This is a genomic window from Stutzerimonas sp. 21-1 (genome assembly GCF_056336065.1).
Genome location: NZ_CM150500.1, coordinates 455,774 through 481,440, shown reverse-complemented (window position 1 = coordinate 481,440; position 25,667 = coordinate 455,774). Strand labels below are relative to the sequence as shown.

General features: G+C 65.6%; 25 protein-coding genes. 6 read left to right on the top strand and 19 right to left on the bottom strand.

Features of this window, described 5'->3' with window-relative positions:
* Window positions 1-39: 39 nt before the first annotated feature.
* Window positions 40-1,779 carry an arginine--tRNA ligase gene (gene argS / locus AC0ZJQ_RS02225; RefSeq protein ID WP_165594791.1) on the top strand — a complete coding sequence of 580 codons (1,740 nt, stop codon included), beginning with the start codon at window positions 40-42 and terminating at the stop codon, window positions 1,777-1,779.
* Window positions 1,780-2,451, top strand: coding sequence for an SPOR domain-containing protein (locus AC0ZJQ_RS02220; protein ID WP_237263917.1), 672 nt, complete (start codon window positions 1,780-1,782; stop codon window positions 2,449-2,451).
* 57 nt (window positions 2,452-2,508) lie between these two features.
* Here the strand turns inward: AC0ZJQ_RS02220 and AC0ZJQ_RS02215 are convergent, their stop codons facing one another.
* The 4 genes from AC0ZJQ_RS02215 to trxA form a co-directional block, all read right to left on the bottom strand.
* Window positions 2,509-3,480 (bottom strand): CDP-6-deoxy-delta-3,4-glucoseen reductase, encoded by a 972-nt coding sequence (locus AC0ZJQ_RS02215; protein ID WP_237263915.1) that lies wholly within the window; start codon window positions 3,478-3,480, stop codon window positions 2,509-2,511.
* Between the two features lie 75 nt (window positions 3,481-3,555).
* Complete coding sequence (gene ubiD, locus AC0ZJQ_RS02210) at window positions 3,556-5,022, bottom strand: 4-hydroxy-3-polyprenylbenzoate decarboxylase (RefSeq protein ID WP_213662528.1); 1,467 nt, start codon at window positions 5,020-5,022, stop codon at window positions 3,556-3,558.
* 122 nt (window positions 5,023-5,144) lie between these two features.
* Window positions 5,145-6,404 (bottom strand): transcription termination factor Rho, encoded by a 1,260-nt coding sequence (gene rho / locus AC0ZJQ_RS02205; protein ID WP_008568325.1) that lies wholly within the window; start codon window positions 6,402-6,404, stop codon window positions 5,145-5,147.
* A gap of 228 nt (window positions 6,405-6,632) precedes the next feature.
* Window positions 6,633-6,959: a thioredoxin TrxA gene (gene trxA, locus AC0ZJQ_RS02200; RefSeq protein WP_003283463.1), complete on the bottom strand. Its 327-nt coding sequence runs from the start codon at window positions 6,957-6,959 to the stop codon at window positions 6,633-6,635.
* A gap of 177 nt (window positions 6,960-7,136) precedes the next feature.
* Between trxA and ppx the strand changes: the two genes are divergently transcribed.
* Entirely contained in the window at window positions 7,137-8,642 is a 1,506-nt protein-coding gene (gene ppx / locus AC0ZJQ_RS02195; RefSeq protein WP_476477275.1) for an exopolyphosphatase, read from the top strand.
* A gap of 48 nt (window positions 8,643-8,690) precedes the next feature.
* On the opposite strand, the gene ppk1 is transcribed toward ppx, so the two are convergent.
* Both ppk1 and hemB read right to left on the bottom strand, forming a co-directional pair.
* Window positions 8,691-10,898: a polyphosphate kinase 1 gene (ppk1, locus tag AC0ZJQ_RS02190; RefSeq protein WP_476477274.1), complete on the bottom strand. Its 2,208-nt coding sequence runs from the start codon at window positions 10,896-10,898 to the stop codon at window positions 8,691-8,693.
* A gap of 16 nt (window positions 10,899-10,914) precedes the next feature.
* Window positions 10,915-11,928 (bottom strand): porphobilinogen synthase, encoded by a 1,014-nt coding sequence (hemB, locus tag AC0ZJQ_RS02185; RefSeq protein ID WP_008568330.1) that lies wholly within the window; start codon window positions 11,926-11,928, stop codon window positions 10,915-10,917.
* Between the two features lie 293 nt (window positions 11,929-12,221).
* On the opposite strand from hemB, the gene elbB reads away from it, so the two are divergent.
* A complete protein-coding gene (elbB, locus tag AC0ZJQ_RS02180) occupies window positions 12,222-12,887 on the top strand; it encodes an isoprenoid biosynthesis glyoxalase ElbB (RefSeq protein WP_008568332.1) in 666 nt (221 codons plus the stop codon).
* 143 nt (window positions 12,888-13,030) lie between these two features.
* Window positions 13,031-13,495 carry a thioesterase family protein gene (locus AC0ZJQ_RS02175; RefSeq protein ID WP_008568333.1) on the top strand — a complete coding sequence of 155 codons (465 nt, stop codon included), beginning with the start codon at window positions 13,031-13,033 and terminating at the stop codon, window positions 13,493-13,495.
* 24 nt (window positions 13,496-13,519) lie between these two features.
* Here AC0ZJQ_RS02175 and AC0ZJQ_RS02170 read toward each other — a convergent pair whose 3' ends face one another.
* The 5 genes from AC0ZJQ_RS02170 to AC0ZJQ_RS02150 are packed head-to-tail and all read right to left on the bottom strand — an operon-like array spanning window position 13,520 to window position 17,928.
* Window positions 13,520-13,975 carry a YaiI/YqxD family protein gene (locus AC0ZJQ_RS02170; RefSeq protein ID WP_008568334.1) on the bottom strand — a complete coding sequence of 152 codons (456 nt, stop codon included), beginning with the start codon at window positions 13,973-13,975 and terminating at the stop codon, window positions 13,520-13,522.
* Window positions 13,976-13,986: 11 nt separating this feature from the next.
* Entirely contained in the window at window positions 13,987-14,619 is a 633-nt protein-coding gene (locus AC0ZJQ_RS02165; protein ID WP_008568335.1) for a LysE family transporter, read from the bottom strand.
* Between the two features lie 49 nt (window positions 14,620-14,668).
* Window positions 14,669-15,430: a TerC family protein gene (locus AC0ZJQ_RS02160; protein ID WP_043297906.1), complete on the bottom strand. Its 762-nt coding sequence runs from the start codon at window positions 15,428-15,430 to the stop codon at window positions 14,669-14,671.
* 6 nt (window positions 15,431-15,436) lie between these two features.
* Window positions 15,437-16,021 (bottom strand): mechanosensitive ion channel family protein, encoded by a 585-nt coding sequence (locus tag AC0ZJQ_RS02155; RefSeq protein ID WP_008568337.1) that lies wholly within the window; start codon window positions 16,019-16,021, stop codon window positions 15,437-15,439.
* Window positions 16,018-17,928, bottom strand: a complete 1,911-nt coding sequence (locus AC0ZJQ_RS02150) for an ATP-binding cassette domain-containing protein (RefSeq protein ID WP_237263911.1) — start codon at window positions 17,926-17,928, stop codon at window positions 16,018-16,020. Before AC0ZJQ_RS02150 ends, AC0ZJQ_RS02155 begins: the two co-directional genes overlap by 4 nt.
* Before the next feature lie 65 nt (window positions 17,929-17,993).
* Between AC0ZJQ_RS02150 and AC0ZJQ_RS02145 the strand changes: the two genes are divergently transcribed.
* A complete protein-coding gene (locus AC0ZJQ_RS02145) occupies window positions 17,994-18,473 on the top strand; it encodes a TIGR02444 family protein (RefSeq protein WP_237263908.1) in 480 nt (159 codons plus the stop codon).
* On the opposite strand, the gene AC0ZJQ_RS02140 is transcribed toward AC0ZJQ_RS02145, so the two are convergent.
* From AC0ZJQ_RS02140 to AC0ZJQ_RS02105, 8 genes are all read right to left on the bottom strand, one after another.
* A complete protein-coding gene (locus tag AC0ZJQ_RS02140; RefSeq protein WP_314020062.1) occupies window positions 18,449-19,171 on the bottom strand; it encodes an AlgP family protein in 723 nt (240 codons plus the stop codon). The genes AC0ZJQ_RS02145 and AC0ZJQ_RS02140 overlap by 25 nt on opposite strands.
* 109 nt (window positions 19,172-19,280) lie before the next feature.
* Entirely contained in the window at window positions 19,281-19,745 is a 465-nt protein-coding gene (locus AC0ZJQ_RS02135) for an Rsd/AlgQ family anti-sigma factor (RefSeq protein ID WP_008568343.1), read from the bottom strand.
* A 290-nt stretch (window positions 19,746-20,035) separates the two neighbouring features.
* Entirely contained in the window at window positions 20,036-20,527 is a 492-nt protein-coding gene (locus tag AC0ZJQ_RS02130; protein WP_003286054.1) for a disulfide bond formation protein B, read from the bottom strand.
* Window positions 20,528-20,644: 117 nt separating this feature from the next.
* Complete coding sequence (locus AC0ZJQ_RS02125; protein WP_167136848.1) at window positions 20,645-21,865, bottom strand: heme biosynthesis HemY N-terminal domain-containing protein; 1,221 nt, start codon at window positions 21,863-21,865, stop codon at window positions 20,645-20,647.
* Entirely contained in the window at window positions 21,862-23,019 is a 1,158-nt protein-coding gene (locus AC0ZJQ_RS02120; RefSeq protein WP_167136845.1) for a uroporphyrinogen-III C-methyltransferase, read from the bottom strand. The genes AC0ZJQ_RS02125 and AC0ZJQ_RS02120 overlap by 4 nt, the downstream gene beginning before the upstream one ends.
* 16 nt (window positions 23,020-23,035) lie before the next feature.
* Entirely contained in the window at window positions 23,036-23,806 is a 771-nt protein-coding gene (locus tag AC0ZJQ_RS02115) for a uroporphyrinogen-III synthase (protein WP_167136842.1), read from the bottom strand.
* A complete protein-coding gene (hemC, locus tag AC0ZJQ_RS02110) occupies window positions 23,803-24,741 on the bottom strand; it encodes a hydroxymethylbilane synthase (RefSeq protein ID WP_167136839.1) in 939 nt (312 codons plus the stop codon). Before hemC ends, AC0ZJQ_RS02115 begins: the two co-directional genes overlap by 4 nt.
* Before the next feature lie 179 nt (window positions 24,742-24,920).
* Window positions 24,921-25,667, bottom strand: coding sequence for a LytR/AlgR family response regulator transcription factor (locus AC0ZJQ_RS02105; RefSeq protein WP_008568350.1), 747 nt, complete (start codon window positions 25,665-25,667; stop codon window positions 24,921-24,923).

Genomic DNA, 25,667 nt, shown 5'->3' with positions numbered 1-25,667 from the left:
TGCCGGGTTTTCGCGCAAGCCCGCCCGACCGAGCCGATCATGAAAGACAGCATTCGCCACCTGATCCAGCAAGCCCTCGACCGCCTGACCGCCGACGGCGTGCTGCCTGCTGGCCTGAGCCCGACGATCCAGGTGGAAAACACCAAGGACAAGAGCCACGGCGATTTCGCCAGCAACATCGCGATGATGCTGGCCAAGCCCGCCGGCCTGAAGCCGCGTGAACTGGCCGAGAAGCTGATCGCCGCACTGCCGCAGGATGCCCAGGTCAGCAAGGTGGAGATCGCCGGCCCGGGCTTTCTCAACTTCTTCCAGAACACCGCTGCCCTTGCCGAACGCCTCGAGGCAGCCCTGGCCGATCCGCAGCTGGCGGTGCGCAAAGTTGGCGCCGCGCAGCGCGTGGTGATCGATCTGTCATCGCCGAACCTGGCCAAGGAAATGCACGTTGGCCACCTGCGCTCGACCATCATCGGCGACGCCGTCGCGCGCGTATTGGCCTTCCTCGGCGACGACGTGATCCGGCAGAACCATGTCGGCGACTGGGGCACCCAGTTCGGCATGCTGCTGGCCTACCTGGAGGAGCAGCCGGCGGCCGCCGAAAGCGAGCTGGCCGATCTCGAGCAGTTCTACCGTGCGGCAAAGAAACGCTTCGACGAATCCGCCGAGTTCGCCGACCGCGCCCGCGAGCTGGTGGTTCGCCTGCAAGCCGGCGATGCCGAGTGCCTGCGCCTGTGGCAGCGTTTCAACGACGTCTCACTGAGCCACTGCCAGGCTGTCTACGACCGCCTCGGCGTCAGCCTGAGTCCGGCCGACGTCAAGGGTGAGAGCGCCTATAACGCCGAGCTGCCGGGCATCGTCGAGGCCCTGCGCGCAAAAGGCCTGCTGACCGAGGACGACGGCGCCCAGTGCGTGTTCCTCGACGAGTTCAAGAACGCCGAGGGCAATCCGCTGCCGGTGATCGTGCAGAAGGCCGGTGGTGGCTACCTCTACGCCACCACCGACCTCGCCGCCATGCGTTATCGCAGCCAGGTGCTACACGCCGATCGCGTGCTGTACTTCGTCGACCAGCGCCAGGCGCTGCATTTCCAGATGGCCTTCGAAGTGGCGCGCCGCGCCGGCTTCGTGCATGACGGCATGCAGCTCGAACACATGGGCTTCGGCACCATGAACGGCGCCGATGGCCGGCCGTTCAAGACCCGCGACGGCGGCACGGTGAAGCTGATCGACCTGCTGGATGAAGCCGAGCAACGCGCCTATAGCCTGGTGAAGGAGAAGAACCCGGAGCTCGACGAAAGTGAGCTGCGCCAGATCGCCCGCGCCGTGGGCATCAGCGCGGTGAAATACGCCGACCTGTCCAAGCACCGCACCAGCGACTACCGCTTCAACTTCGAGCTGATGCTCAGCTTCGAAGGCAACACCGCGCCGTACCTGCTGTATGCCTACACCCGCGTGGCCAGCGTGTTCCGCAAGCTGGGCAAGGGCAGCGACGAAATCACCGGCCACATCCGGCTGGAAGCCGAGCAGGAGCTGGCGCTGGCCGCCCGCCTCGCGCAGTTCGGCGAAGTGCTGAACAACGTTGCCGCCAAGGGCGAACCGCACCAACTGTGCAGCTACCTCTATGATCTGGCCGGGCTGTTCTCCAGTTTCTACGAGCATTGCCCGATCCTCGGCGCCGACCAACCAGAGCAGAAAGACAGCCGCCTGCGCCTGGCGGCTCTGACCGGCAAAACCCTCAAGCAGGGCCTGGAGCTGCTCGGCCTGGAACCGCTGGAGCGGATGTAAGTGGCTGCGCGCAAGAAGGCCGCCCCCAAGCGCGGCGCCAGTCGCTACCAGGCGCCGACGAAGAAAGCCGTCCCCGGCTGGATCTGGCTCGCCTGTGGCTTGGTGATCGGCGGTTTCATCGTCTTCCTGGCCAGCCTGGAACCGGGTGGCGACGAAGTGAAACGCAACAAGGAAGCCCCCAGAGCCGCGATCAAGGAGCAGCCCAAGCGCAGCACGGCGGCAAGCGAGCAGCCGAGCAAGCCCAAGTACGACTTCTACACACTGCTGCCGGAATCGGAAGTGATCCTGCCGCCGGAAACCAAGCAGCCGGAGCCGCCGCCGAGCAAGGCGGTGACGCCGGCCGAAGCGGCCAAGCTCGACGAAGCGCGCGCCCTGGCCGCCCTCAGCGGCCAGGTTCCGCCGCCGCCACCGACCGTGGCCAAGGCGCCGGTAACGCAGTATTTCCTCCAGGCCGGCTCGTTCCGTCAGCAGGCCGAGGCGGAGAAGGTGCGCGCCCAGATCATCCTGCTCGGCCAGGATGTGCGCGTGGAGAACGTCAAGGTGCGTGACGAGCCCTGGTATCGTGTGCTGGTCGGGCCGTACAGCAGCCGTGAACAGCTGGGCGCGGCGCAGAAGACCCTGGCCGCCAGCGGCTACAAGAACCTGCTGCTGCAACAACGCCAGGTTCGCTGAAACGAAAAACGCCGGGCTCGACCCGGCGTTTTTCTGCTTGCGTTGCTTTGCGGCCGCTCAGGTCTCGCGCGGTGCGTAGGCGAAAACGTCGGCGCGCATCTGATGCGGGTCCATGCCAGCCGCTACCAGCGCGTCCAGCGTGCCGTAGACCATCGAGGGCGAGCCGCTGGCGTAGACGTGCAGCTTGCCAAGGTCGCTGAAATCCTCGCGAATCGCCTCGTGCAGCAGCCCGCAGCGCCCCTCCCAGCCACAGACATCGCTGACCACCCGGTGCAGGTGCAGGTTGGCCATGCCCTGCCACTCTTCCCAGTGCGGCAGACGATAGAAGTCTTCCGGTCGCCGCACGCCCCAGTACAGATGCACCGGATGCGCGAAGCCGGCGGCGCGGCAGTATTCGATCAGACTGTGCATCTGTGCCATACCGGTACCGGCGGCGACCAGCACCAGCGGGCCGTCCGGCAACTCGGCCAGATGCGTATCGCCGAACGGCAGCTGTACGCGGGCGAAACCCTGGCAGCGTACATGCGCCAGCAGCTCGATCGCCGAATCCTCGCGCGCCAGCACGTGCAGCTCCAGCTCCCGGCCGCGCCCCGGCGCCGAGGCTAGGGAAAACGCCGACCACTCGCCATCGGCGCGCTGCAGCAGGAGGTACTGCCCGGCGTAGTAACGCGGTTGCTTGCCAGCCGGCAGACGTAGCAGCAGACGCACCACATCGCCACCGACTTCCTCGTAACCGCTCAGCTGGCAACTCAGCTCGCGCACCGGCAGCTCGCCGGGCGCCAGTACGCCGTCCCAGTGCAGCACGCAGTCTTCCAATGGTTCGGCCAGGCAGGCGAGCAGCTCGCCGTGGTCGCGTTCTTCGCCACTCTGGCGCACGCGCCCCTCGACCAGCAGCGAAGCGCAGATATGGCAGTTGCCGTTGCGACAGCTCTGCGGGCACTCGTAGCCCAGACGCCGCGCGGCATCGAGAATGCGTTCGCCGGGGACTACGTCGAGAACGGCCCCGGATGGCTGCAAGGTCACTTTCATGTGCACGTCGTTTCTTCAATGAGCGGGTTGCCCCGCCAAGGCTGCGGGCGGGCTCGAGCCCGCCTCTGTGTTATTTCAATCGATGCCCAGCTGCGACCAGAGTTCGTCGACCCGGCGTTTCACCGCCTCGTCCTGCACGATGGCGCGACCCCATTCGCGACTGGTTTCGCCTGGCCACTTGTGAGTGGCATCCAGGCCCATCTTCGAGCCCAGACCGGAAACCGGCGAGGCGAAGTCCAGGTAGTCGATTGGCGTGTTGTCGATCAGCACCGTGTCGCGCTTGGGGTCCATACGCGTGGTGATCGCCCAGATCACGTCGTTCCAGTCGCGCGCATTGATGTCGTCGTCGGTGACGATGACGAACTTGGTGTACATGAACTGGCGCAGGAAGCTCCACACGCCGAGCATCACCCGCTTGGCATGACCGGGATACTGCTTTTTCATGGTCACCACCGCCATGCGGTAGGAGCAACCTTCCGGCGGCAGGTAGAAGTCGACAATTTCCGGGAACTGCTTCTGCAGGATCGGCACGAACACTTCATTCAGCGCCACGCCGAGGACGGCTGGCTCATCCGGCGGACGGCCGGTATAGGTGCTGTGATAGATCGGGTCGAGGCGATGGGTGATGCGCTCGACGGTGAACACCGGGAAGCGATCGACCTCGTTGTAATAGCCGGTGTGGTCGCCGTACGGCCCTTCGTCGGCCATTTCGCCGGGATAGATGTGCCCCTCGAGGACGATCTCTGCATAGGCCGGCACCTGCAGGTCCGAGCCGATCGCCTTGACCAGTTCGGTGCGCGAGCCGCGCAGCAGGCCGGCGAAGGCGTATTCGGAGAGGGTATCGGGCACCGGGGTCACCGCGCCGAGGATGGTCGCCGGGTCCGCGCCCAGCGCCACGGCCACCGGATACGGGCGGTCCGGGTACTTCTCGCACCACTCACGGAAATCCAGCGCGCCGCCACGATGACTGAGCCAGCGCATGATCACCTTGTTGCGGCCGATGACCTGCTGGCGGTAGATGCCGAGGTTCTGCCGCTCCTTGTTCGGGCCTTTGGTGATGGTCAGCCCCCAGGTGATCAGCGGCGCGGCATCGCCCGGCCAGCAGTGCTGCACCGGAATCTTCGCCAGATCGACGTCGTCGCCTTCGAGCACCACTTCCTGGCAGGGCGCATCCTTCAGCACCTTGGGCGCCATGCTGATGACCTTCTTGAAGATCGGCAGCTTGCTCCAGGCGTCCTTCAGCCCCTTCGGCGGCTCCGGCTCCTTGAGGTAGGCCAGCAGCTTGCCGATCTCGCGCAGCTCACTCACCGCCTCGGCGCCCATGCCCAGCGCAACGCGCTGCGGGGTGCCGAACAGGTTGCCGAGTACCGGCATGTCGAAACCGGTCGGGTTCTCGAACAGCAGCGCCGGGCCCTGTTTGCGTAGGGTACGGTCGCAGATCTCGGTCATTTCCAGAACGGGAGACACGGCCGTCGTGACGCGCTTGAGTTCACCGCGTTGTTCCAGGCCGCTGATAAAGTCGCGCAGATCGCGATACTGCATGCTTGAGCCTCGCATGGGCCGGCAGGTCGGGGCGCAAAGTTTAGCGCTCGCGTCGGATTTTCCAAAACCTGCAGATAGACGAAGGCCGGGTTTCCCCGGCCTTGTTGGCAACGACGTGATGCTTACTTGCGCTTCATGGACATGAAGAATTCGTCGTTGGTCTTGGTGTCCTTGAGCTTGTCGAGCAGGAACTCGATGGCGGCGATCTCGTCCATCGGATGCAGCAGCTTGCGCAGGATCCACATGCGCTGCAGCTCGTCCTCGCTGGTCAGCAGCTCTTCGCGACGGGTACCGGACTTGTTGATGTTGATCGCCGGGAACACGCGCTTCTCGGCGATGCGGCGATCCAGCTGCAGCTCCAGGTTACCGGTGCCCTTGAATTCCTCGTAAATCACTTCGTCCATCTTCGAGCCGGTTTCCACCAGCGCGGTGGCGAGGATGGTCAGGCTGCCGCCCTCCTCGATGTTGCGCGCCGCGCCGAAGAAGCGCTTGGGCTTTTCCAGCGCGTGGGCATCGACACCACCAGTCAGTACCTTGCCGGAGCTCGGGATCACGGTGTTGTAGGCGCGTGCCAGACGGGTGATGGAGTCGAGCAGGATGACCACGTCCTTCTTGTGCTCGACCAGGCGCTTGGCCTTCTCGATCACCATTTCGGCGACCTGCACGTGGCGGGTCGGCGGCTCGTCGAAGGTCGAAGCAACCACTTCGCCGCGCACGGTGCGCTGCATCTCGGTGACTTCTTCCGGACGCTCGTCGATCAGCAGGACGATCAGATGGCAGTCGGGGTTGTTGCGGGTGATGTTGCTGGCAATGTTCTGCAGCATGATGGTCTTGCCCGCTTTCGGCGGGGCGACGATCAGGCCGCGCTGGCCCTTGCCGATAGGTGCGGTCAGATCAATGACGCGACCGGTGAGGTCTTCGGTGGAGCCGTTGCCAGCCTCCATCTTCAGCCGCTCGTTGGGGAACAGCGGTGTGAGGTTCTCGAAGAGGATCTTGTTCTTCGCGTTTTCCGGCCGGTCGTAGTTGATCGAGTCGACCTTGAGCAGGGCGAAATAGCGCTCGCCTTCTTTCGGCGGACGAATCTTGCCGACGATGGTGTCGCCGGTACGCAGATTGAACCGGCGGATCTGGCTGGGCGAGACGTAGATGTCGTCCGGGCCGGCCAGGTACGAAGAATCCGCGGAGCGCAGGAAGCCGAAGCCGTCCTGGAGAATCTCCAGCACGCCGTCACCGGAGATTTCCTCGCCGCCTTTGGCGTGCTTCTTGAGCAGGGAGAAAATCACGTCCTGCTTGCGCGAACGGGCCATGTTTTCGATGCCCATCTGTTCGGCCATTTCCAGCAGTTCGGTGATGGGCTTTTGCTTGAGTTCAGTCAGATTCATAGAAAGAGATCAGGAAGGATGTAGACAGCGATTAGCTTGAGAAGCCGCGCAGCAGGAGACGAACAGGTTCGTGGTGCTTTGAGAGGCTGATGTGCGTCGGCGACGGCATGCAGAGGGCGACCGAAGGAATGATCGCGTGGCCGAATTTAGCACCGCATCAACGTAGCGTCCACCCTGGAATGCAAAAAGCCCCCGCGGATGCGAGGGCTTTGCGTGTGGCGCGAAGGCTCAGATATTGCTATCGAGGAACGCCGCCAGCTGCGATTTCGACAGGGCGCCGACCTTGGTGGCTTCGACGTTGCCGTTCTTGAACAGCATCAGCGTCGGGATACCGCGCACGCCGTACTTGGGCGGGGTTTCCTGGTTTTCATCGATGTTCAGCTTGCAAACCTTGAGGCGGCCTTCGTAATCCTTGGCGATCTCGTCGAGCACCGGGGCAATCATCTTGCACGGCCCGCACCACTCGGCCCAGTAATCGACCAGCACGGGACCATCCGCCTGGAGAACGTCCTGCTCGAAGCTGCTGTCGCTGACATTGTTGATGTATTCGCTCATGGATAGTCTCCAGGGTCTGAACGTAAAGTGGCCGACATGATAGCCCGCCTTCCGGCTGACCGAAAGCCGCAGTCGGCCGCCGGGCACGCCCGGCGTCTGCGGCTGCGTCAGCGCCTCACGTTGGCGGATGAATGTCGATCGTGTCACGATGGCGGAGTTCTGCATCGAGACCAGCCCATGCGCAAGACCGCTCCCGAATCCTATCCCCTGATCGCCGCCCTCGATCTGGGCTCGAACAGTTTCCACATGGTGCTGGCACGTACCAACAATGGTGAGATGCGTATCCTCGAACGCCTCGGCGAGAAGGTGCAGCTAGCTGCGGGCATCGATGAGAAAAGCCGTCTGCTCGACGAAGCCGCCATGCAACGCGGCCTCGACTGCCTGCGGCGCTTTGCGCAACTGGTCAACCACCTGCCGCAAGGCGCCGTGCGTGTGGTCGGTACGAACGCGCTGCGCGAGGCACGCAATCGCGCCGAGTTCATTCGCCGCGCCGAGGAAATCGTCAACCACCAAGTCGAGGTTGTCTCCGGCCGGGAGGAGGCGCGCCTGATCTACCTCGGCGTCTCACATACCTTCCCCGGTCGCGCCGGCCGGCGTCTGGTGGCCGATATCGGCGGCGGCAGCACGGAATTCATCATCGGCGAGCATTTCGAATCGCAGCTGCGCGAAAGCCTGCAGATGGGCTGTGTCAGCTATACCCAGCGTTTCTTCCGCGACGGCAAGATCACCCCGGCGCGCTATGCGCAGGCCTATACCGCCGCGCGCGTGGAGCTGATGGGGATCGAGCACGCGCTGCGCCGGCTGGGCTGGCAGGAATCGATAGGCGCGTCGGGCACGATTCGCGCGGTCGGACAGGCCATCAAGGGTGGCGGTTACAGCAATGGAGAGGTCACGGCCGAAGGCATCGGCTGGCTGAAGCGCCGCCTGTTCAAGCTCGGCGACGTCGAGCGCATCGACATGGACGGCATCAAGCCGGATCGCCGTGGCGTGTTCCCGGCCGGGCTGGCGATCCTCGAAGCGATCTTCGATGCGCTCGAACTGGACAGCATGACCCACTCCGAAGGCGCGTTGCGCGAGGGCGTGCTCTATGACCTGCTCGGCCGCCATCATCGCGAGGACGTGCGCGACCGGACCCTGAGCTTTCTCATGGAGCGCTATCACGTCGACACCGAACATGCCGCGCGCGTGGAAGCCAAGGCGCTGGAGGCCTTCGACCAGGTGGCCGAGAGCTGGGGGCTGGACGACGAATGGCTGCGCGAACTGCTGGGCTGGGCGGCGCGCATCCATGAGGTCGGACTGGACATCGCGCACTATCACTACCACAAGCACGGCGCCTATCTGATCGAGCACTCCGACCTGCCCGGGTTCTCGCGCCAGGACCAGCAGATGCTCGCCCTGCTGGTGCGCGGCCATCGCCGCAACATTCCCAAGCAGAAGTTCGAGGAGTTGTCCGAGGAAGGCGTCAAGCTGACGCGCCTGTGCGTGCTGCTGCGCTTCGCCATCCTCTTCCACCACATCCGCGGCGCGCAGCAGGCGCCGGCCTATCGGTTGAGCGTCGATGGCGACAGCCTGGACGTGGTATTCGCCGATGGCTGGCTGCAGGACAACCCGCTCACCGAGGCCGATTTCGCCCTCGAAGCCGAATGGCTCAAGCGCATCGGCTTCACCCTCAGCGTCCGCTGAGCGGTCACGGCGCCAGCGCAAGCCGGCTGGCGCCGCGCATCCCTCGCACTAGCGTGAGTTAGGGTTGCTCAGCCGCTCGAGCATCGCGTACTGCGCGTTGCGCGGGTTCTGGTTGCCGCTCGGACTGTTGCGCACGTAGCTGCCGTCGGGCTGCAGAATCCAGCTCTGGGTGTTGTCGGTGAGGAAGGCTTCAAGCTCCTTCTTCACCCGCGTGACCAGCTTCTTGCCTTCGACCGGGAAGCAGGTTTCCACCCGCCGATCCAGGTTGCGCTCCATCCAGTCGGCACTGGAGAGATAGAGCTTCTCGTCGCCGTCGTTGTGGAAATAGAACACCCGGCTGTGCTCGAGGAAGCGGCCGATGATCGAGCGCACCTGAATGTTGTGCGAAACCCCGGCGATACCCGGCCGCAGACAGCACATGCCACGCACCACCAGATCGATGCGCACGCCGGTCTGACTGGCTTTGTACAACGCCTTGATCATCCGCGGATCGGTCAGCGAGTTGACCTTGAGGATGATGTGCGCCGGCTTGCCTTCGCTGGCGTGCTGGGTTTCCTGCGCGATGAGGTCGAGCAGCGCCTTCTTCAGGGTGAACGGTGCGTGCAGCAGTTTCTTCATGCGCATGGTCTTGCCCATGCCAATCAGCTGACTGAACAGCTTGGAGACGTCCTCGCAAAGCGCATCGTCCGAGGTCAGCAGGCTGTAATCGGTATACAGACGGGCGTTGCCGGCGTGGTAGTTGCCAGTTCCCAGGTGCGCGTAGCGGCACAGCTCGCCGTTTTCGCGGCGCAGGATCAGCATCATCTTGGCGTGGGTCTTGTAGCCCACCACACCGTAGATCACTACCGCTCCAGCCTGCTGCAGGCGACTGGCGAGCTGCAGGTTGGACTCCTCATCGAAGCGCGCGCGCAGCTCGATCACCGCGGTGACCTCCTTGCCGTTGCGCGCCGCTTCGACCAGGGCGTCGACGATCTCGGAGTTGGCGCCCGAGCGATACAGCGTCTGCTTCACGGCCAGCACCGACGGATCCTTGGCCGCTTCGCGCAGCAGATCGATCACCGGCGTGAACGACTCGAACGGGTGCATCAGCAGAATGTCCTGCTTGCGCACCACGTTGAAAATGTTGCCGCTGTTCTGCAGCAACTTGGGAATCGTCGGGGTGAACGGCGAGTATTGCAGCTCCGGGTGGCTGTCCAGACCGGTGATGCTGAATAGCCGGGTCAGGTTCACCGGGCCGTTGACCCGGTACAACTCGCTCTCGCCGAGGCTGAACTGCTTGAGCAGGAAGTCGGCCAGGTGCTGCGGGCAGGTATCAGCCACCTCCAACCGCACCGCATCGCCGTAGCGACGCGACATCAGCTCGCCGCGCAGCGCCCGAGCGAGATCCTCGACGTCTTCGGTATCCACCGACAGATCGGCGTTGCGGGTCAGGCGGAACTGGTAGCAGCCCTTGACTCGCATGCCGTGGAACAGGTCGTCGGCATGCGCGTGAATCATCGAGGAGAGGAACACGAAGTTGTCACCCGTACCGCCGACGTCTTCCGGCACGCGGATCACCCGCGGCAGCAGACGCGGCGCCGGGATGATCGCCAGGCCCGAATCGCGGCCGAACGCATCGATGCCTTCGAGCTCGACGATGAAGTTCAGACTCTTGTTCACCAGCAGCGGGAACGGGTGCGTCGGATCGAGGCCGATCGGCGTGACGATCGGCGCGATTTCGTCGCGGAAGTAGCGACGCACCCAGGTCTTGATCTTGGTGGTCCAGTGACGGCGGCGAATGAAGCGGATGCCATGCTCGGCCAGCGCCGGCAGCAGCACCTCGTTGAGAATCGCGTACTGCCGATCCACCTGAACGTGCACCAGCTCGGAGATGCGCGCCAGCGCCTGATGGGGCTGCAGGCCGTCAGCACCGGCCTGCTCGCGGGCGAAGGCAACCTGCTTCTTCAGGCCGGCGACGCGGATCTCGAAGAATTCATCCAGATTGCTGGAGAAAATCAGCAGGAACTTCAGCCGCTCCAGCAACGGATTGGACTCGTCCAGCGCCTGTTCCAGCACGCGGATGTTGAACTGCAGCTGCGACAGCTCGCGATGGATATACAGACTGCTGTCGTCGAGGTTCGGCACCGGCACCGTGACCGGCACCGGCAATGGCAGCGGCGCCTCGACCACGGGGACCTCAGCCACCGCCTCGGCCAGCGGCTGAACCTCTTCGGTGGCGGTGTGCAATTCCGTTTCGCTGAGTCCTTGATTGGTCATGCAATGCCTCGCGGGCCTACTGGCCCCGTTTCAATTGTTGTGCGGCCTGTTTGGCGAAGTAGGTGAGAATGCCATCGGCCCCGGCACGCTTGAAGCCGACCAAAGACTCAAGAATGACCGCCTCGCTCAGCCAACCGTTCTGGATCGCTGCCATGTGCATCGCGTACTCGCCACTGACCTGATAGACGAAGGTCGGCGCCTTGAACGCCTCCTTGACCCGCCAGACGATATCCAGATACGGCTGCCCCGGTTTGACCATCACCATGTCGGCGCCTTCGGCCAGATCCGCGCCCACTTCGTGCAACGCCTCGTCGCCGTTGGCCGGGTCCATCTGGTAGGTGTTCTTGCTGCCCTTGCCGAGGTTCGCCGCCGAGCCCACCGCATCGCGGAACGGGCCGTAGTAGGCACTGGCGTACTTCGCCGAGTAGGCCATGATGCGCACGTTGTGATGCTCGGCGACTTCCAGCGCCTCGCGGATCGCCTGGATGCGGCCATCCATCATGTCCGACGGCGCGACGACCTGGGCCCCCGCCTCGGCATGCGACAGCGCCTGCTTGACCAGCGCATCGACGGTCACGTCGTTCTGCACGTAGCCGTCGGCATCCAGGATGCCGTCCTGGCCGTGGGTGGTGAACGGATCGAGCGCCACGTCGGTGATGATCCCCAGCTCCGGGAAGCGCTCACGCAGCGCGCGGGTGGCGCGTTGGGCAATGCCGTCCGGGTTCCAGGCTTCGGCGGCGTCGAGCGACTTCTTCTCCAGCGGCGTCACCGGAAACAGCGCCAACGCCGGGATGCCCAGGGCCACCAGCTCCTCGGCTTCCTTGAGCAGCAGGTCGATGGACAGGCGCTCCACGCCGGGCATCGACGGCACCGCCTCGCGACGGTTCTCGCCATCAAGGACGAACACCGGCAGGATCAGGTCGTCCACCGTCAGCACGTTCTCGCGTACCAGGCGACGGGAAAAGTCGTCGCGACGATTGCGCCGCAGGCGAGTGGCAGGAAACAAGCGATTGGCCGGAACGAGACTCACGGACGAACTCCTGGCCCGCAGAACGGGCGAATATGACGGTTATAGGCCAACCCGATGACAGCTTGATGACAGGCGGACCAAAAAATATCCGGGCCATTGTCGCCAGCCTCGGCGCCGACTGCCAGTGCTTTGCACCGTCGTAAATCGCCGCGCAGGCGCAACGTAGAGCGTACTGAACACTAGGACGGCGCACGCATCAAAGCTGACAGGAGGGCTTACCTGCGATCCGCTCGCGTTTTAGCATCAGCGCATGCGCAGGCCCGCTCGGCCGTGTCTAGACCAGGAGTATCGCTATGAACAAGAAAGTCGCCGTGATCCTTTCCGGCTGTGGCGTCTACGACGGCTCGGAAATCTACGAAAGCGTTATCACCCTGCTGCGCCTCGACCAGCGCGGCGCGCAGGTGCAGTGCTTCGCACCGAACGTGCCGCAGCTCCACGTGATCAACCACCTCACCGGCGAAGAGATGCCCGAGTCGCGCAACGTGCTCACCGAATCGGCGCGACTGGCGCGTGGCCAGATCAAGGACCTGCGCGAGGCCCGCGCCGAAGATTTCGACGCCCTGATCATGCCCGGCGGCTTCGGCGCGGCGAAGAACCTGTCGACCTTTGCTACCGAAGGCGCAGCGGCGAAGGTGCTACCGGAGGTGCTGGCGCTGGCCCAGGCTTTCGCCCAGGCCGGCAAGCCGGTCGGCCTGATGTGTATCGCACCGACGATGGCGGCGCAGATCTTCGGCGCCGGCGTGGTCTGCACGCTGGGCAGCGATGACGCCGACGCCGCCCGTGCGGTGGTCACGATGGGCGCCGAGCACCAGGCATGCGAAGTCGGCGACATCGTCGAAGACCCGCAACACAAGCTCGTCACCACTCCGGCCTACATGCTTGCCGAATCGATCAGCGAGGCCGCCGCCGGCATCTACAAACTGGTCGACCGCGTGCTCGAACTGGCCAGCGAGGACTGACAGGCATCGCCAGAAGAATCCCCGGGGCAACCCGGGATTTTTTTGCGTGAAACTCGCCAAACCCGCGGGTACTCGCGCCGTCGCTCTGTTCAGCCGGGCGTCCGTGAGGCAGCGTTGATACTCGTCCACGCAGGAAACCGATCATGAACGACGACACGCTGCTTGCCGAACAGGCTCAGGCGGTACGCGAGATGTTCGAGCGCATCCCCTTCAACCAGGCACTGGGCATTGAACTGGACGAAATCTCGACCTCACGCGTGGTCATGCACCTGTCGATGAAGCCCGAGCTGGTCGGCAACTTCGTCCACGGCATCCTGCATGGCGGCGTCATTGCCTCGCTGCTAGATGTCGCCGGCGGCGCCACGGCGATGCTCGGCGTATTCGACCGGCACCGGCATCTCACCGAGCATGAACGTGCGACGCGCCTGGCGCGGCTCGGCACCATCGACCTGCGCATCGACTACCTGCGCCCCGGACGTGGAAAGCGCTTCAGCGCCAGCGCGGTGCCGTTGCGCGCAGGCAACAAGGTGGCGGTCGTACGCTCGGAACTGCACAACGAGGAGGGCTTGCTGGTCGCGGTAGGAACCGGAACCTATCTGTGCGGCTGAGGCGCAGGGCGGATGCCGCCCGCCCTACTGGCGCCGCATCAGCTGCGTCAGCAGCCGATCCAGGGCATTGGCGAACGCCTGGCGCTCGCGCTCGCCATAGGCGGCCTGACCGCCGCCGACCTGGCCCTGCTCGCGCAGATCGGTGAACAGGTTGCGCACCGCCAGGCGCTCGCCCATGTTGCGCTCATCGAACTCGCGCCCGCGCGGATCGAGCGCGACCACGCCCTTCTTCACCAGACGATCGGCCAGCGGCACGTCGCTGCAGATCACCAGATCGCCCGGAACGGCATGCTCGACCAGATAGTCGTCAGCCGCATCCGGACCGCTCGGCACCACGACCAGCCGAACACAGGCGAACGCCGGTTTCACCTGGCTCTGCCCAGCCACCAGCCACACCTCGAAGCCGCGCTTCAGGGCGAACTTGACCACCTGATCCTTGGCGGCACGCGGGCAGGCGTCGGCGTCGATCCAGACGCGCATTCGCTGCGTGCTCACGCGGCGGCGCGCCTGACGGTCGCCAGCAACGCGGCCGCACCGGCAAACATGACGGCAAAGCTGCGATTGACCAGCCGCTGCTGGCGCGGCGTGCGCAGCAGGCGCAGCACCCGGGCTGCCAAGCCGGTATAACCGGCCATGACAACGAGATCGACCGCCACCATCGTCGCGGCCATTTCCGTGTACTGCAGCACCAGCGGTCGCTGCGGATCGAGGAACTGCGGCAGCACGGCGAGAATGAACACGATTGCCTTGGGATTACTGGCATTCACCAGAAAGCCGCGCAGCACCAGGCTCAGCGGCCGCCCGATCGGGCGCGGCGCAGCGGAATCGTCCAGCGCTTCGGGTTGCGCCTGCCATTGCTTGAGCGCCAGCCACAGCAGGTAGCCGACGCCAAACCACTTGATCAGGCCGAACGCCAGTTCCGAGGTCGCCAGCACCGCGCCGACACCGGCGGCGACGATGGCGATCTGCAGGACCAGCGCCAGCTGCAGGCCGATAGCGTTCCAGTAGCCGCGCCAGAAGCCGTACTGCAGCCCGCAGGACATCGAGGCGATGGCGCCGGCGCCAGGCGACAGGCTGATCACCCAGCAGGCGACGAAGAAGGCAAGCCAGGTTTCAAGCGTCATGTTCCATCTCCTGGTTGAACGAGGGTCGGGCGCTGCACGAGGCCGGCGATCAGTCCGGCACGTCCTTGCCCAGTTTCACCGGCTCCTTGAGCTTGCGTCCCATCGCCTTGCGCATGCGGATGTTCAGCGCTTCGACGCCCAGCGAGAAGGCCATCGCGAAGTAGACATAGCCCTTGGGCACATGCACGCCGAAGGCCTCGGCAATCAGCAGGGTGCCGACCACGATGAGGAACGACAGCGCGAGGATCTTCAGGGTCGGGTGCTTCTCGATGAAATCGCTGATGGTTCCCGCCGACATCATCATGACCAGCACCGCGATGACGATGGCCGCGACCATCACCGGCACGTTCTGCACCAGCCCCACGGCGGTGATCACCGAGTCCAGCGAGAAGACGATATCGATCACCGCAATCTGCAGGATGATGCCAAGGAAGCCGGCCTTCACCGCGCCACCGGCGCCGTGCTGCTCTTCTTCCTCACCTTCGACGCTGTGCCAGATTTCCATAGTGCTCTTGAACAGCAGGAACAGGCCGCCGAAGAACAGGATCAGATCGCGCCCGGAGACGCCCTGCTCCCAGACGGTGAAGAGGTCGTCGGTCAGGCGCATGACCCACGCAATCGACAACAGCAGCAGGATCCGCGTACCCATCGCCAGCGCCAGACCGAAGAAGCGCGCCTTCGGTTGCTGCGCCTTGGGCAGCCGGCTGACGAGGATCGAGATGAAGATGATGTTGTCGATGCCAAGGACTATTTCCAGGGCGGTCAGGGTTAGAAATGCGACCCAGATTTCCGGGTTGCTCAGCCATTCCATAGGGATTTACTTCTCGTTGGGGGGTTGTGGGGTCAACTGCATGTCGCTGCCGCGCCAGCGGCGCACGGCTTTCTGGAAAAACAAGCTGTTGGGCACCTGAACGATGGCGCCGGTTCCGCTCTCGGCGCTCTCCTCGAGGGTGGTGTAGAGCAGATTGATGTCGATCACGCGGCCTTTGACGATGGGCTTGTCGAACGCCTCGACGATCTCCACCACATCACCGAGCCGAAACGGCCCGACGGTGAGGATCAGCACGGCGCAAAGCAGGTTGGACAGCACGCTCCAGATTGCGAAGAAGGCCACGGCCGCCACCGCGACGAAGCCGGAAATCGCCGTCCACAACACGGTGGCGGATACGCCGAGGCGCTCCAGCACCATGATCAGCGCACCACCCATGATGAACCAGCGGATGCCGCCACGCACCGGCAGCAGCAACTCCGGCGGCAGCGGATAGCGACTGCCCAGACGGGTCAGACCACGCGCCACCAGACGCTGCAGCACGTAGGCCACCAGCAGGATCAACAGCACCTGCAGGCCAAGCAGCAGCGGTTCGCGCCACGGGCCGAAGACGGTCAGCAGGCGCTCGTTCATGCGCTGGCCTCCAGTTGCGCCTGCAGGCTTTCGAGGGTTTCCAGCGCTTCCAGCCAGGCCTCCTCCAGCTCGCCTTCGCGCACCTTCAGTTCGGCCTGACGCGCCAGCAGCTCGCGCAACTCGTCCTTGCGCGCCGCCTCGTAGAGCGCCGTGTCGCTGAGTCGGTCTTCCAGCTCGGCGAGCTTTTCGTGCACGCCACCAAGGTCCTTCTCCAGCTTGTCGGCCTGCCGCTTGTGCGGTGCCAGTTGCTGGCGCAGCGCCGCGGCGGCCTGGCGCTGGGCGCGGCGGTCGGTCTTGTCCGGCGCGCCCTCGTTGACCGTTGCAGGCTGCTGGCGCGCGCGGTAATCCACCAGCCAGCGTGCGTAGTCCTCCAGATCACCATCGAACGACTGCACCTGACCGTCGGCCACCAGCAGAAACTCGTCGGTGGTGCTCTTGAGCAGATGGCGGTCGTGGGAAACCACCAGCACCGCGCCTTCGAAATCCTGCAGAGCCAGGGTCAGCGCCAGACGCATTTCCAGATCGAGATGGTTGGTCGGTTCGTCGAGCAGCAGCAGGTTCGGCTTGCCCCAGGCGATCAGCGCCAGCGCCAGGCGCGCCTTCTCGCCGCCGGAAAAATTCAGCACCGGCTCATCGCAGCGCTCGCCACGAAAATCGAAACCGCCGAGGAAGTCGCGCAGCGTTTGCTCGCGCTCGCCGGAAGCGATGCGTTGCAGATGCAGCAGCGGACTGGCCTTGGGATCGAGCGCATCCAGCTGATGCTGAGCGAAATAGCCGATCACCAGATTCTCGCCACGCTGCAGACGCCCGGCGATAGGACTGAGCTCGTTGGCCAGGGTCTTGATCAGCGTCGACTTGCCCGCACCATTCGGCCCCAGCAGGCCGATCCGTGCGCCGGGCACCAGTTGTAGCTTGACCTTGTCCAGCACGATCTTGTCGCCGTAGCCGAGCCGGCCTTCAGCCAGATCGAGCAGCGGGCTGGAAACCTTGTCGGCCTCGCGAAAGCTGAAGTCGAACGGCGAATCGACATGGGCCGGCGCCAGCTCCTCGAGGCGCTCCAGCGCCTTGATCCGGCTCTGCGCCTGGCGCGCCTTGGTCGCCTTGGCCTTGAAGCGGCGGATGAAGCTCTCCATGTGCGCGCGCTGCGCCTGCTGCTTCTCGTAGGCCTGCTGCTGTTGCGCCAGGCGCTCGGCGCGGGTGCGCTCGAAGGCCGAGTAGCCGCCGCGATAGAGCGTCAGCGTGCGCTGCTCGAGATGAATGACGTGATCGACCACCGCATCGAGGAAGTCGCGGTCGTGGGAAATCAGCAGCAGGGTGCCCGGATAGCTCTTCAGCCAATCCTCCAGCCAGAGGATCGCATCGAGATCGAGGTGGTTGGTCGGCTCGTCCAGCAGCAGCAGCTCGGACGGGCACATCAGCGCCTGCGCCAGGTTGAGGCGCATGCGCCAGCCGCCGGAGAAGCTGCCGACCGGCAGGGCCATCTGCTCGTGGGAAAAGCCCAGCCCGGCGAGCAGCTTGCGCGCGCGCGCATCGGCGCTGTAGCCGTCGGCGTTGTCCAGCTCGGTATGCAGGCGCGCCAGCACGTTGCCGTCGTGCGCCTGCTCTGCCGCGACCAGATCACGCTGGATGCGCCGCAGCTCGACGTCGCCATCGAGCACGTAATCCACCGCCAGCCGATCGAGCGTCTCGATTTCCTGACGCATATGGGCGATGCGCCAGTCTGGCGGCAGCTGGCAGTCGCCGCCATCGGGCACCAGCTCGCCGCGCAACAGCGCGAACAGGGTGGATTTGCCGGCGCCGTTGGCGCCTACCAGACCGGCCTTCTGGCCAGGATGCAGGGTCAGCTCGGCGCCTTCCAGCAGACACTGGGGGCCGCGCTGTAGAGTGAGGTTCTGAAGTCGGATCATAATGGCGGCGGAGTTTATCAGCTCGCCCGAAATGCGGTCGGGCGCCGACAAAAAAAACCGAGCCCATGCCCACCACCGATCTCTGGACCTTCGCTCTCGCCTGCTATGCCCGTCCCGGCGTGGAGTCCGCCTGCCTGGACCTGCAAGCGCAAGGCGCCGACGTCTGCCTGCTGTTGTGTGGCGCCTGGCTGGAAGTGCGCGGCAGCGCATCCGATCCGGTGCGCCTGGGGCAACTCACGGCAATCGCCACACCCTGGCAACAGCATCTCCAACCGCTGCGCCAGCTGCGGCAGCAATGGCGTGCCGCAGCGCAGCAGGATGCCGCGCTGCATCGGCTGCGCGAACAGCTCAAATCGCTGGAGTTACAAGGAGAACGCGTCTTGCTGGAGCGCCTGGAGCGCTGCAGTGAAACCTGGCCGGCGAGCGCACAGCAGGCGCACTGGCTGGAGGCGCTGCTGCCCGTGGACAGCGAAAGCAGTCGCGCAGCCCTGGCGGTGCTGCGCGACGCGGCGCGGCGGACTCAGCTGGAGCTGCGCGGCGCCTGAGTGGTTGCACCGCTGGACTTGGCCGGCTTGCGCGCCGCGGGTTTCTTGGTAGCCGGCTTCGGCGTGGCCGCCGGCGTCGACGTTACCGCCGGCTTGCTCGCGACCGGCCTGCTACGCGCGGGTTTGGCCGCCGGCGCAGCCGCTTCCGGCTCGACCTTGGCGGCAGGTTTGCTCGCCGGCGCCTTCGCCGGGCGCGCCCGGGTGGTGGCCGGCTTGGCGGCGGCAGCCGGCGCACGGCTGCTTCGTGCTGCCGGCTTGCGCGCGCTGGCGCTCGTCGCCGCCGTTTCCGCAGACGAATTGCGCGTCTGCAACGCCTGCGCGGCGGAATCACCCACCTGACGCACGCCCTGCGCCAGATGCAGGCTCTGAGCGATGTCACGCTTGAGTTCGGCAATGTAACCGAGCATCTCGCCCTGGCGCGCCTGCAGCAACGCCATCAGCTCCTCCAGCTCGGCAATGCGCGTGCGCGCCTTGCCCTGAGCCTTGGCGCGACCAGCACGACCGGCTTCATCCAGTCGTGTACGGGCCTTCGCCAGTCGCTCCTGGGCCTTACCGCGCTGCTTCTCCAGCTTGCCCAGCGTACCTTCGGCATCCTGCAGTGCCAGCTGGCAGGCCTTGTCCAGATGGTCGACGAGGGTGTTCGCCAATTGCTCTAGCAGATGCAGCGGGGTGTTAACCGACTTCTTCTTCGCGGGCATGAAGGTGCCTCCTGGCGGGTTCGATGGAGCCATACTAGACGCGCGCCAGGCCGCCCGCCAGAGGGCCTGTGAGGCCCGCGGCGCGGCGAACGGAACGCGATCCAGAGGCTCAGGCCGTGACGGCGACCTGCTTGTGCGCGGTGTGCAGCACTTCGATCAGGCAGTCTTCCAGTTCGAAGCGCTCGTGCAACAGCTGGCCTAGCTGCCGAAGCTCGTCACCCAAGCCAGGGCTACCGAGGCAGTCACCTTTCTCGCAGCGATCGTTGAAGGCGAGCGACACCTGGGTGATGACCTCGATGCGCGGGTAGATCTGCTTGGCCAGTTCGATGCCACGCGCATCGCCGAAGGCCTTGGCCTCGGCAAGCAGCTGTTCGTAAATCTCGAAGTGGCCGGCGGACACGTAGTCGACCAGCAATTGGCAGAATCTCTGCAGGGCTTGGCGCGTTGCGGAATCGCTTTCCACATGCAGCCCGTCGAATGCGTTGACGAGCGCATGACGTTCCTGCAGCCAGCGGTCAATCAGCAGATGCACACCACCCCAGCGTTCCTGGGCGTTCCGACAGCTCTCGAGCATGATGACCTCACTTCCCTAATCGAAATACTTTTTCGCCTTTCCGAGACGTTTTTTGTCTTTCGGCATCGGCCTTGGGTGAGTGGCGGTGCAATCGGCGAATTTCCGTCACCGCACGAGCAGACTATGCTGCCGCGCATCAGGCTTCAAGCAATGCCAGCGTTTTTTCCGCCCGCCTGTCCCCCTGCATTCCGGCTCCCGGATGAGCACCGGAATTACAGTGCCCGAGCCATCATCTGCGCTTTCTCACTGACCCTCGAACGGGAAGCAGGTTCGCTGACGAAGCGCGACGATCAGCCGCGACGCAGCATCTGCCAGATGCAGAATGCTGCCATGCCGATGAACGCCAGCAACGTCCACTCCGGAATGCTCATGCCCAGCAGGGTCCAGCTGACCTCCGCGCACTCGGCGGTGCCGTGCAGCACCAGACGGGCAATTTCCTGGAAGGGCAGCGCTTCCATCATGTATTCCAGGCTCGGCAGGCAGCTCGGCAGCTCTTCAGCCGGCACGCTCTGCAGCCAGATCTGGCGGATCGCCGTGGCGCCTCCGGCAACGGCAAACAGCAACGCGAACGCGGCATACAGGCGCCGACCGGTCAGTGCCGGGTCATGCAGCGCAGCGATCAGACAGACCACGCCGAAGCCGATCACACAGATCCGCTGCACGATGCACAGTGGGCAAGGCGCCAGACCGACCACATGTTCCAGATACAGCGCAGCGCCCATCATCGCGACGCAGGCAAGGAAGGCGAGAAGGAAAAGCGAACGTGGGCTGGCCAGGTTCATGGGAGCTCCGCAGGCAGGAAAAGCCCGCTACGGTAGAGGAAAGCGACGACCGCTTACAAGCTGCGGCGCCTGGCTTGCGAACGGCGACACCCGCGCAACGGCGGGTGTCGCCCACCGTCAGAGCGGTGCCGGCAGATTGCGATCCAGCAGCCCGAGCCCTTCGTGGAACAGCTGGTTGCTGCGCTGCGCATCACCCAGCTGGGCGAGCAGGCGCGCCAGTTCGGCGCAGGTTTGCGGGCGGTGTTCGATGCGCAGACTCGCCTCGAAGTAATCGCGCGCCTTGCCCCACAGCTCGTTACGCAGACTCAGCCGCGCGAGCGCCAATAGCAGCGCAGCATTGTCCGGGTGCGCCTTGAGCCAGCCTTCGGCATGTGCCAGCTGACGAGCCGAATCGCGCCCCTGAACGCAGCCGTAGCGCTCGACCAGGCGATCATCGAACTGACGCTTGAGCGCGGCGTACAGCACTTCCTCGGCCTTCGCCTCGGCGCCGAGCCGGCTAAGGCCGTCGGCGTAGGCGCGCACCAGCAGCGGTTCGTGACGCAACGCAGCGGGTACCGACTGCCAGCGCTGTTCGAGCGCCTGGCGCGCCTCTTCCGCCGTGCCAGCCTCGGTCTGTGCGGCCTGCTCGACAGCGGCGGTCCAGGCCAGCCGCTCCAGTTCGTCCAGACGCGCCGCCGGTAGCACGCGCTGCTTGCGCAGATCCGGCAGCAGCCGGCACAGCGCGGGCCAGTCTTCCAGCTGCACATAGAGCTGCTGCAACTGCACCAGCAGATAGGGATGGCGCGGATGTTCGTCGTGCAGCGCGCTCAGCGTCGCCCGTGCTTCGGCGTACTGGCCGCGCGCGATCTGCAGCTGTGCCTGCGCCAGGCCGATGGCCAGCGCGGCCTGCGGTTCACGTTCCCGCGCCTGACGCAGCAATTCGTCGCTCTGCTCATGTTCGCCCAGTTCGTTGGCAGCGCGGGCCGCGCCCAGGTAATGCACCAGTGGCTGGCGGTCGTGTTCGGCGGCGGTACGCAGATGCCCGAGCGCCGGCTGCCATTGCCCTTCGGCCAGCTCGCGCATGCCGCGCCGCGAAGCGTTCTCGACCCGCCGCGCGCGATGCCGCCGTGACCACGGGTTGACCAGTGCGCCGGACAGCTGCAGCAGCCCCAGCAGGCGATGCAGCAACACCGCAAGCAGCCAAAAGGCGGCGATCAGCCCGAGGAAAACCCAGAAACTGGATTCGTAGCGGAAGCGATCGTAGGTGATCAGCACGTAGCCGGCGCTCTGGCTGATGGCCCAGCCGAGGAAGCCGGCGATCGCCAGGATCAGGATGAGAACGAGAGCCAGGCGTTTCATGTGCGCTGCGCCTCCTGCTCCGTCTCGGCCGCCGGCTGCTCCGGCTCTGGCTCGCTGCTGTCAGGGGTTTCACGCTTCTGCACGTAGACCTGCAACGCCTTGAGCGCCGGCGCCAGGTCGGGCAGCGCCACCGCGACCTGCCGTCCGGCGAGCGCCTCGATGCGCTGGCGCAGCCCGCGGGCGTCGCCGTTATCCTCACTGAAGTGGTCCTGCAGCATGCTGCGCGCCTGCTCCAGCGACTGCTGGTAGACCTCGGTATTGCCGTTGAGCACCGCCCACTGCGCCTGCTCGATGGCCAGCGACAGCGCCAGCTGCACTTGCGCCAGGCTCTGGCCTGCGAGCAGCGGCTTGACGTTGGCGCCGGCGTCGAAGTCGATGCGCACGTAGCGCATCAGCTCGTCGAGCCAGCGCTGCCAGCGGCTTTGCACCGCATCGCCCGGCAGCGCCTCACCGTTGACGAATTCCGGCGCCAGCGCGCTGAGCCGGCTGGTCTGCCCGCGCAGCGCACCGAGCTGCAGGAACAGCCCGGTGCGGTCGAGATCCGGCAGGCTGCGCAGGCCTTCGAGTCCTTCGAGCAGTTTCTGCCGGGTAGCGTAGGCGGCCGGATCGTCCTGCTTCTGCAGGATCAGGTCGGCCTCGTGCACCAGCATCTCGGCGCTCTTCACGTCCTGCATGGCCGACAGGCGCAGCATCGCCATGCGTAGCAGATGTTCGGCTTCGGCCAGCCGCCACTCCTCACGGCTGGCGCCAAGCACCTGCTCGACGCGCCCGGAGAGGCGCTGCTGGTCGCTCTGCAGCGCGGCGAGCAGGCGCCGCTGCTCGTCCAGCTCCGCCGGCGATGGCAGTTGTTCCAGGGGCGTCAGGCGGCTGGCTAGCTGCCGATCGGCCTCGACCAGGCGCTGCGCCTGCGCGTCAGCGGTCTGCAGCGCCTGCGCCTGCCGTGCATCGCGAGCGGCGAACTGCTGCACCTGCCAGACGCTGTAGCCGGCCACGGCAATACCGGCGACGCCGCACAGCAGCGCCAGCAGAGACAGCGCCTTGCCGCCGCCCTGGCGGGCAGGCTTGGCCGGGGCGCTTTTGCGGGCGTCGTTGGCGATGGGATCCGGCGTGCTGGCCGGAGATTGCAGCGGCTCGTTCTTGTCTGTTTCGCTCACATTTCCGTCCTTTGCTTCAGAAGGCAGGCCGCGGTGTGCTGCGTACGGCCGCCAGCAAGGCCGTGGCGGCAGCGCCACGGCAATCCACGATTCGTCTGGCGCCCAGCTGTCGGGCCATCTCGGCGACCCTGGGGCTGGGTACGAACAAGGGTAATTCAAGCAGATCAGGCCAGGCGGCGCCGGCCAGCGCATGCAGCGACTGCAGCCCCTGGCCGCTGCTGACCACCAGCCCGTTGAGCCGCTGCGCCTCTACCAGATCCATCAGCGCATGCGGCGGATACTCAGGCAAGCAACGGCGATAAAGCTCCAGCGTGTCGACCTGCATGCCGCGCGCGCGCAGGGTCTCGGCAAAAAACTCGCGTCCGCCCTCGCCACGCACGATAAGCACCTTCGGCGCCGGTACCGCCAACGCCTCGGCCAGCTGCGGCAGCGCCAGCAGGGCCTCGCTGTCGTCGCCGGTCTGCGGCCAGCTGACATCCAGGCCGTAGTCCGCGAGGATCGCCCCGGTCGCCGCGCCGACGCTGAACCAGCGCTGGCCGAACGGCGGCTGCGGCCAGTAACGATCGAGCAGCTCCAGCGCCAAGCGCGCGGCCGGCTTGCTGACCACGACCACGGCGCAGTAGCGGTCCAGTTCGAGAATGGTCGCGCGCTGCTCGGCGGTTTCCGGCAGCGGCTCGATCACCAGCAGCGGCAGGCTGGCGCTGTCGATTCCGGCCTCGGCCAGCGTCGCCGCCAGCGCGGCGCATTCGTCGGCCGGCCGGGTCAGCAGCAGGCGCCAGCCGCTCACGCGTGACCGGCCTCGCCGTAGACCGCCTGGAGAATCCGCTCGGCGCCCTGTGCCAGCAGGTCTTCGGCGACGCGCACGCCCAGCGCCTCGGCCTCGGCGGCCGGCGCACGACCCTCGGCGCGCAGCAACAGGCTGCCGTCGGGCTGGCCAACCAGGCCGCGCAGCCACAGCTGCTCACCCTCGAGCACCGCGTAGCAGGCGATCGGCACCTGGCAGCCGCCATTCAGCCGCTTGTTCAGCGCACGTTCTGCGGTGACGCGCGTAGCGGTCGCGGAGTCATTCAGGCAGGCGAGCAGCTGGTGCACTTCGCTGTCGGCGCTGCGGCATTCGATGCCGACCGCACCCTGCCCGCCGGCCGGCAGGCTCTCGTCGACGCCGATGCTGGAGCGGATGCGCTCGCCGAAGCCAAGGCGAATCAGCCCGGCGGCGGCGAGGATGATGGCGTCGTACTCGCCGGCATCCAGCTTGGCCAGACGGGTGTTGACGTTGCCGCGCAGGAACTGGATTTTCAGGTCGGGGCGATGCGCCAGCAGCTGGGCCTGGCGACGCAGGCTGGAGGTACCGACCACCGCGCCGGCTGGCAGCGCGTCGAGGCTGTCGTAGGTGTTGGAAACGAAGGCGTCGCGCGGGTCTTCGCGCTCGCAGATGCAGTACAGGCCGAGCCCGGCAGGAAACTCCATCGGCACGTCCTTCATCGAGTGCACGGCGATGTCCGCCTCGTTCTCCAGCAGCGCGGTTTCCAGCTCTTTGACGAACAGCCCCTTGCCGCCGATCTTCGCCAGCGGCGCGTCGAGCAGCTTGTCGCCGCGACTGACCATCGGCACCAGGCTGACGGTCAGGTCGGGGTGCGCCGCCTCCAGGCGGGCCTTGACGTATTCGGCCTGCCACAGGGCCAGGGCACTCTTGCGGGTGGCGATGCGAATTTCGCGAGACATGGGCTAATCCAGAACCAGTGAATTGCCGGCGATGATAACAGGGCCGGCGGCGTCGCTGGGTTGGCAGGAATCAAGGAACACCGCCGCATCGACGACCCGGTAAGGCGCGGCGGCAAACCGGCAACGGGCTGCCACCCGCACCGTGCCGCGCGCAATCAGCGCGGACGACCTTCCTGCGCCTAGAGGTTCTGCATCAGCTTGCGCACGCCGGCGACATGTCGGCGACTGACCGTCAGCGCCTCGCCCTCGAGGCCCTTGAGGTACAGCTGGAAATGCCCCAGCGGCGTGCGCTGCAGGCGCTCGATGCGATCGCGGAACACCAGCGCGTTGCGGTGGATGCGCACGAAGCGCTCTCCGAACTCGTCCTCCAGCGACTTCAACGGCTCGTCCAGCAGCACCTCTCCGCCAGCGTGACGCAGCGTCACGTACTTGTGGTCGGCGATGAAATAGATCACCTCGTCCAGCGGAATCAGCTCGATGCCCTTGCGCGTGCGGGCGCTGATGTGGCTGCGCGGCCCGCCACCGGAAACCGCCGCCGGACGGGTCAGTGCAGCGAGCTGCACGCGGTTGGGACGCTCGGCCTTCTTCAACGCTTCGGCCAGATGCTCGGGGCGCACCGGCTTGACCAGATAGCCAACCGCGCTGACCTGGAAGGCCTCGAGGGCGAATTCGTCATGGGCAGTACAGAAGATCACCGCCGGCGGCGCATCCATCTCGCACAGCCGGGCGGCGACCTGCAGGCCGTCGAGGCCGGGCATGCGGATATCGAGCAGCACGATATCCGGGCGCAGTTCTTCGATCAGCGACAGGGCTTGCTCGCCGTTGCTCGCGGTCGGCTCGAGGACACGATAACCGTCGAGGTCACCTACCAGTCGGCTTAGGCGCTCGCGGGCCAGAGGTTCGTCATCGACAATCAGGACATTCAT

Bases quoted from the DNA above. Each gene is read 5' to 3' on its own strand.
- argS (WP_165594791.1), top strand. From the start codon at position 40: ATGAAAGACAGCATTCGCCACCTGATCCAGCAAGCCCTCGACCGCCTG.
- AC0ZJQ_RS02215 (WP_237263915.1), bottom strand. From the start codon at position 3,480: ATGAAAGTGACCTTGCAGCCATCCGGGGCCGTTCTCGACGTAGTCCCC.
- ubiD (WP_213662528.1), bottom strand. From the start codon at position 5,022: ATGCAGTATCGCGATCTGCGCGACTTTATCAGCGGCCTGGAACAACGC.
- rho (WP_008568325.1), bottom strand. From the start codon at position 6,404: ATGAATCTGACTGAACTCAAGCAAAAGCCCATCACCGAACTGCTGGAA.
- trxA (WP_003283463.1), bottom strand. From the start codon at position 6,959: ATGAGCGAATACATCAACAATGTCAGCGACAGCAGCTTCGAGCAGGAC.
- ppx (WP_476477275.1), top strand. From the start codon at position 7,137: ATGCGCAAGACCGCTCCCGAATCCTATCCCCTGATCGCCGCCCTCGAT.
- ppk1 (WP_476477274.1), bottom strand. From the start codon at position 10,898: ATGACCAATCAAGGACTCAGCGAAACGGAATTGCACACCGCCACCGAA.
- elbB (WP_008568332.1), top strand. From the start codon at position 12,222: ATGAACAAGAAAGTCGCCGTGATCCTTTCCGGCTGTGGCGTCTACGAC.
- AC0ZJQ_RS02175 (WP_008568333.1), top strand. From the start codon at position 13,031: ATGAACGACGACACGCTGCTTGCCGAACAGGCTCAGGCGGTACGCGAG.
- AC0ZJQ_RS02170 (WP_008568334.1), bottom strand. From the start codon at position 13,975: ATGCGCGTCTGGATCGACGCCGACGCCTGCCCGCGTGCCGCCAAGGAT.
- AC0ZJQ_RS02165 (WP_008568335.1), bottom strand. From the start codon at position 14,619: ATGACGCTTGAAACCTGGCTTGCCTTCTTCGTCGCCTGCTGGGTGATC.
- AC0ZJQ_RS02160 (WP_043297906.1), bottom strand. From the start codon at position 15,430: ATGGAATGGCTGAGCAACCCGGAAATCTGGGTCGCATTTCTAACCCTG.
- AC0ZJQ_RS02155 (WP_008568337.1), bottom strand. From the start codon at position 16,021: ATGAACGAGCGCCTGCTGACCGTCTTCGGCCCGTGGCGCGAACCGCTG.
- AC0ZJQ_RS02150 (WP_237263911.1), bottom strand. From the start codon at position 17,928: ATGATCCGACTTCAGAACCTCACTCTACAGCGCGGCCCCCAGTGTCTG.
- AC0ZJQ_RS02145 (WP_237263908.1), top strand. From the start codon at position 17,994: ATGCCCACCACCGATCTCTGGACCTTCGCTCTCGCCTGCTATGCCCGT.
- AC0ZJQ_RS02140 (WP_314020062.1), bottom strand. From the start codon at position 19,171: ATGCCCGCGAAGAAGAAGTCGGTTAACACCCCGCTGCATCTGCTAGAG.
- AC0ZJQ_RS02135 (WP_008568343.1), bottom strand. From the start codon at position 19,745: ATGCTCGAGAGCTGTCGGAACGCCCAGGAACGCTGGGGTGGTGTGCAT.
- AC0ZJQ_RS02130 (WP_003286054.1), bottom strand. From the start codon at position 20,527: ATGAACCTGGCCAGCCCACGTTCGCTTTTCCTTCTCGCCTTCCTTGCC.
- AC0ZJQ_RS02125 (WP_167136848.1), bottom strand. From the start codon at position 21,865: ATGAAACGCCTGGCTCTCGTTCTCATCCTGATCCTGGCGATCGCCGGC.
- hemC (WP_167136839.1), bottom strand. From the start codon at position 24,741: ATGTCTCGCGAAATTCGCATCGCCACCCGCAAGAGTGCCCTGGCCCTG.
- AC0ZJQ_RS02105 (WP_008568350.1), bottom strand. From the start codon at position 25,667: ATGAATGTCCTGATTGTCGATGACGAACCTCTGGCCCGCGAGCGCCTA.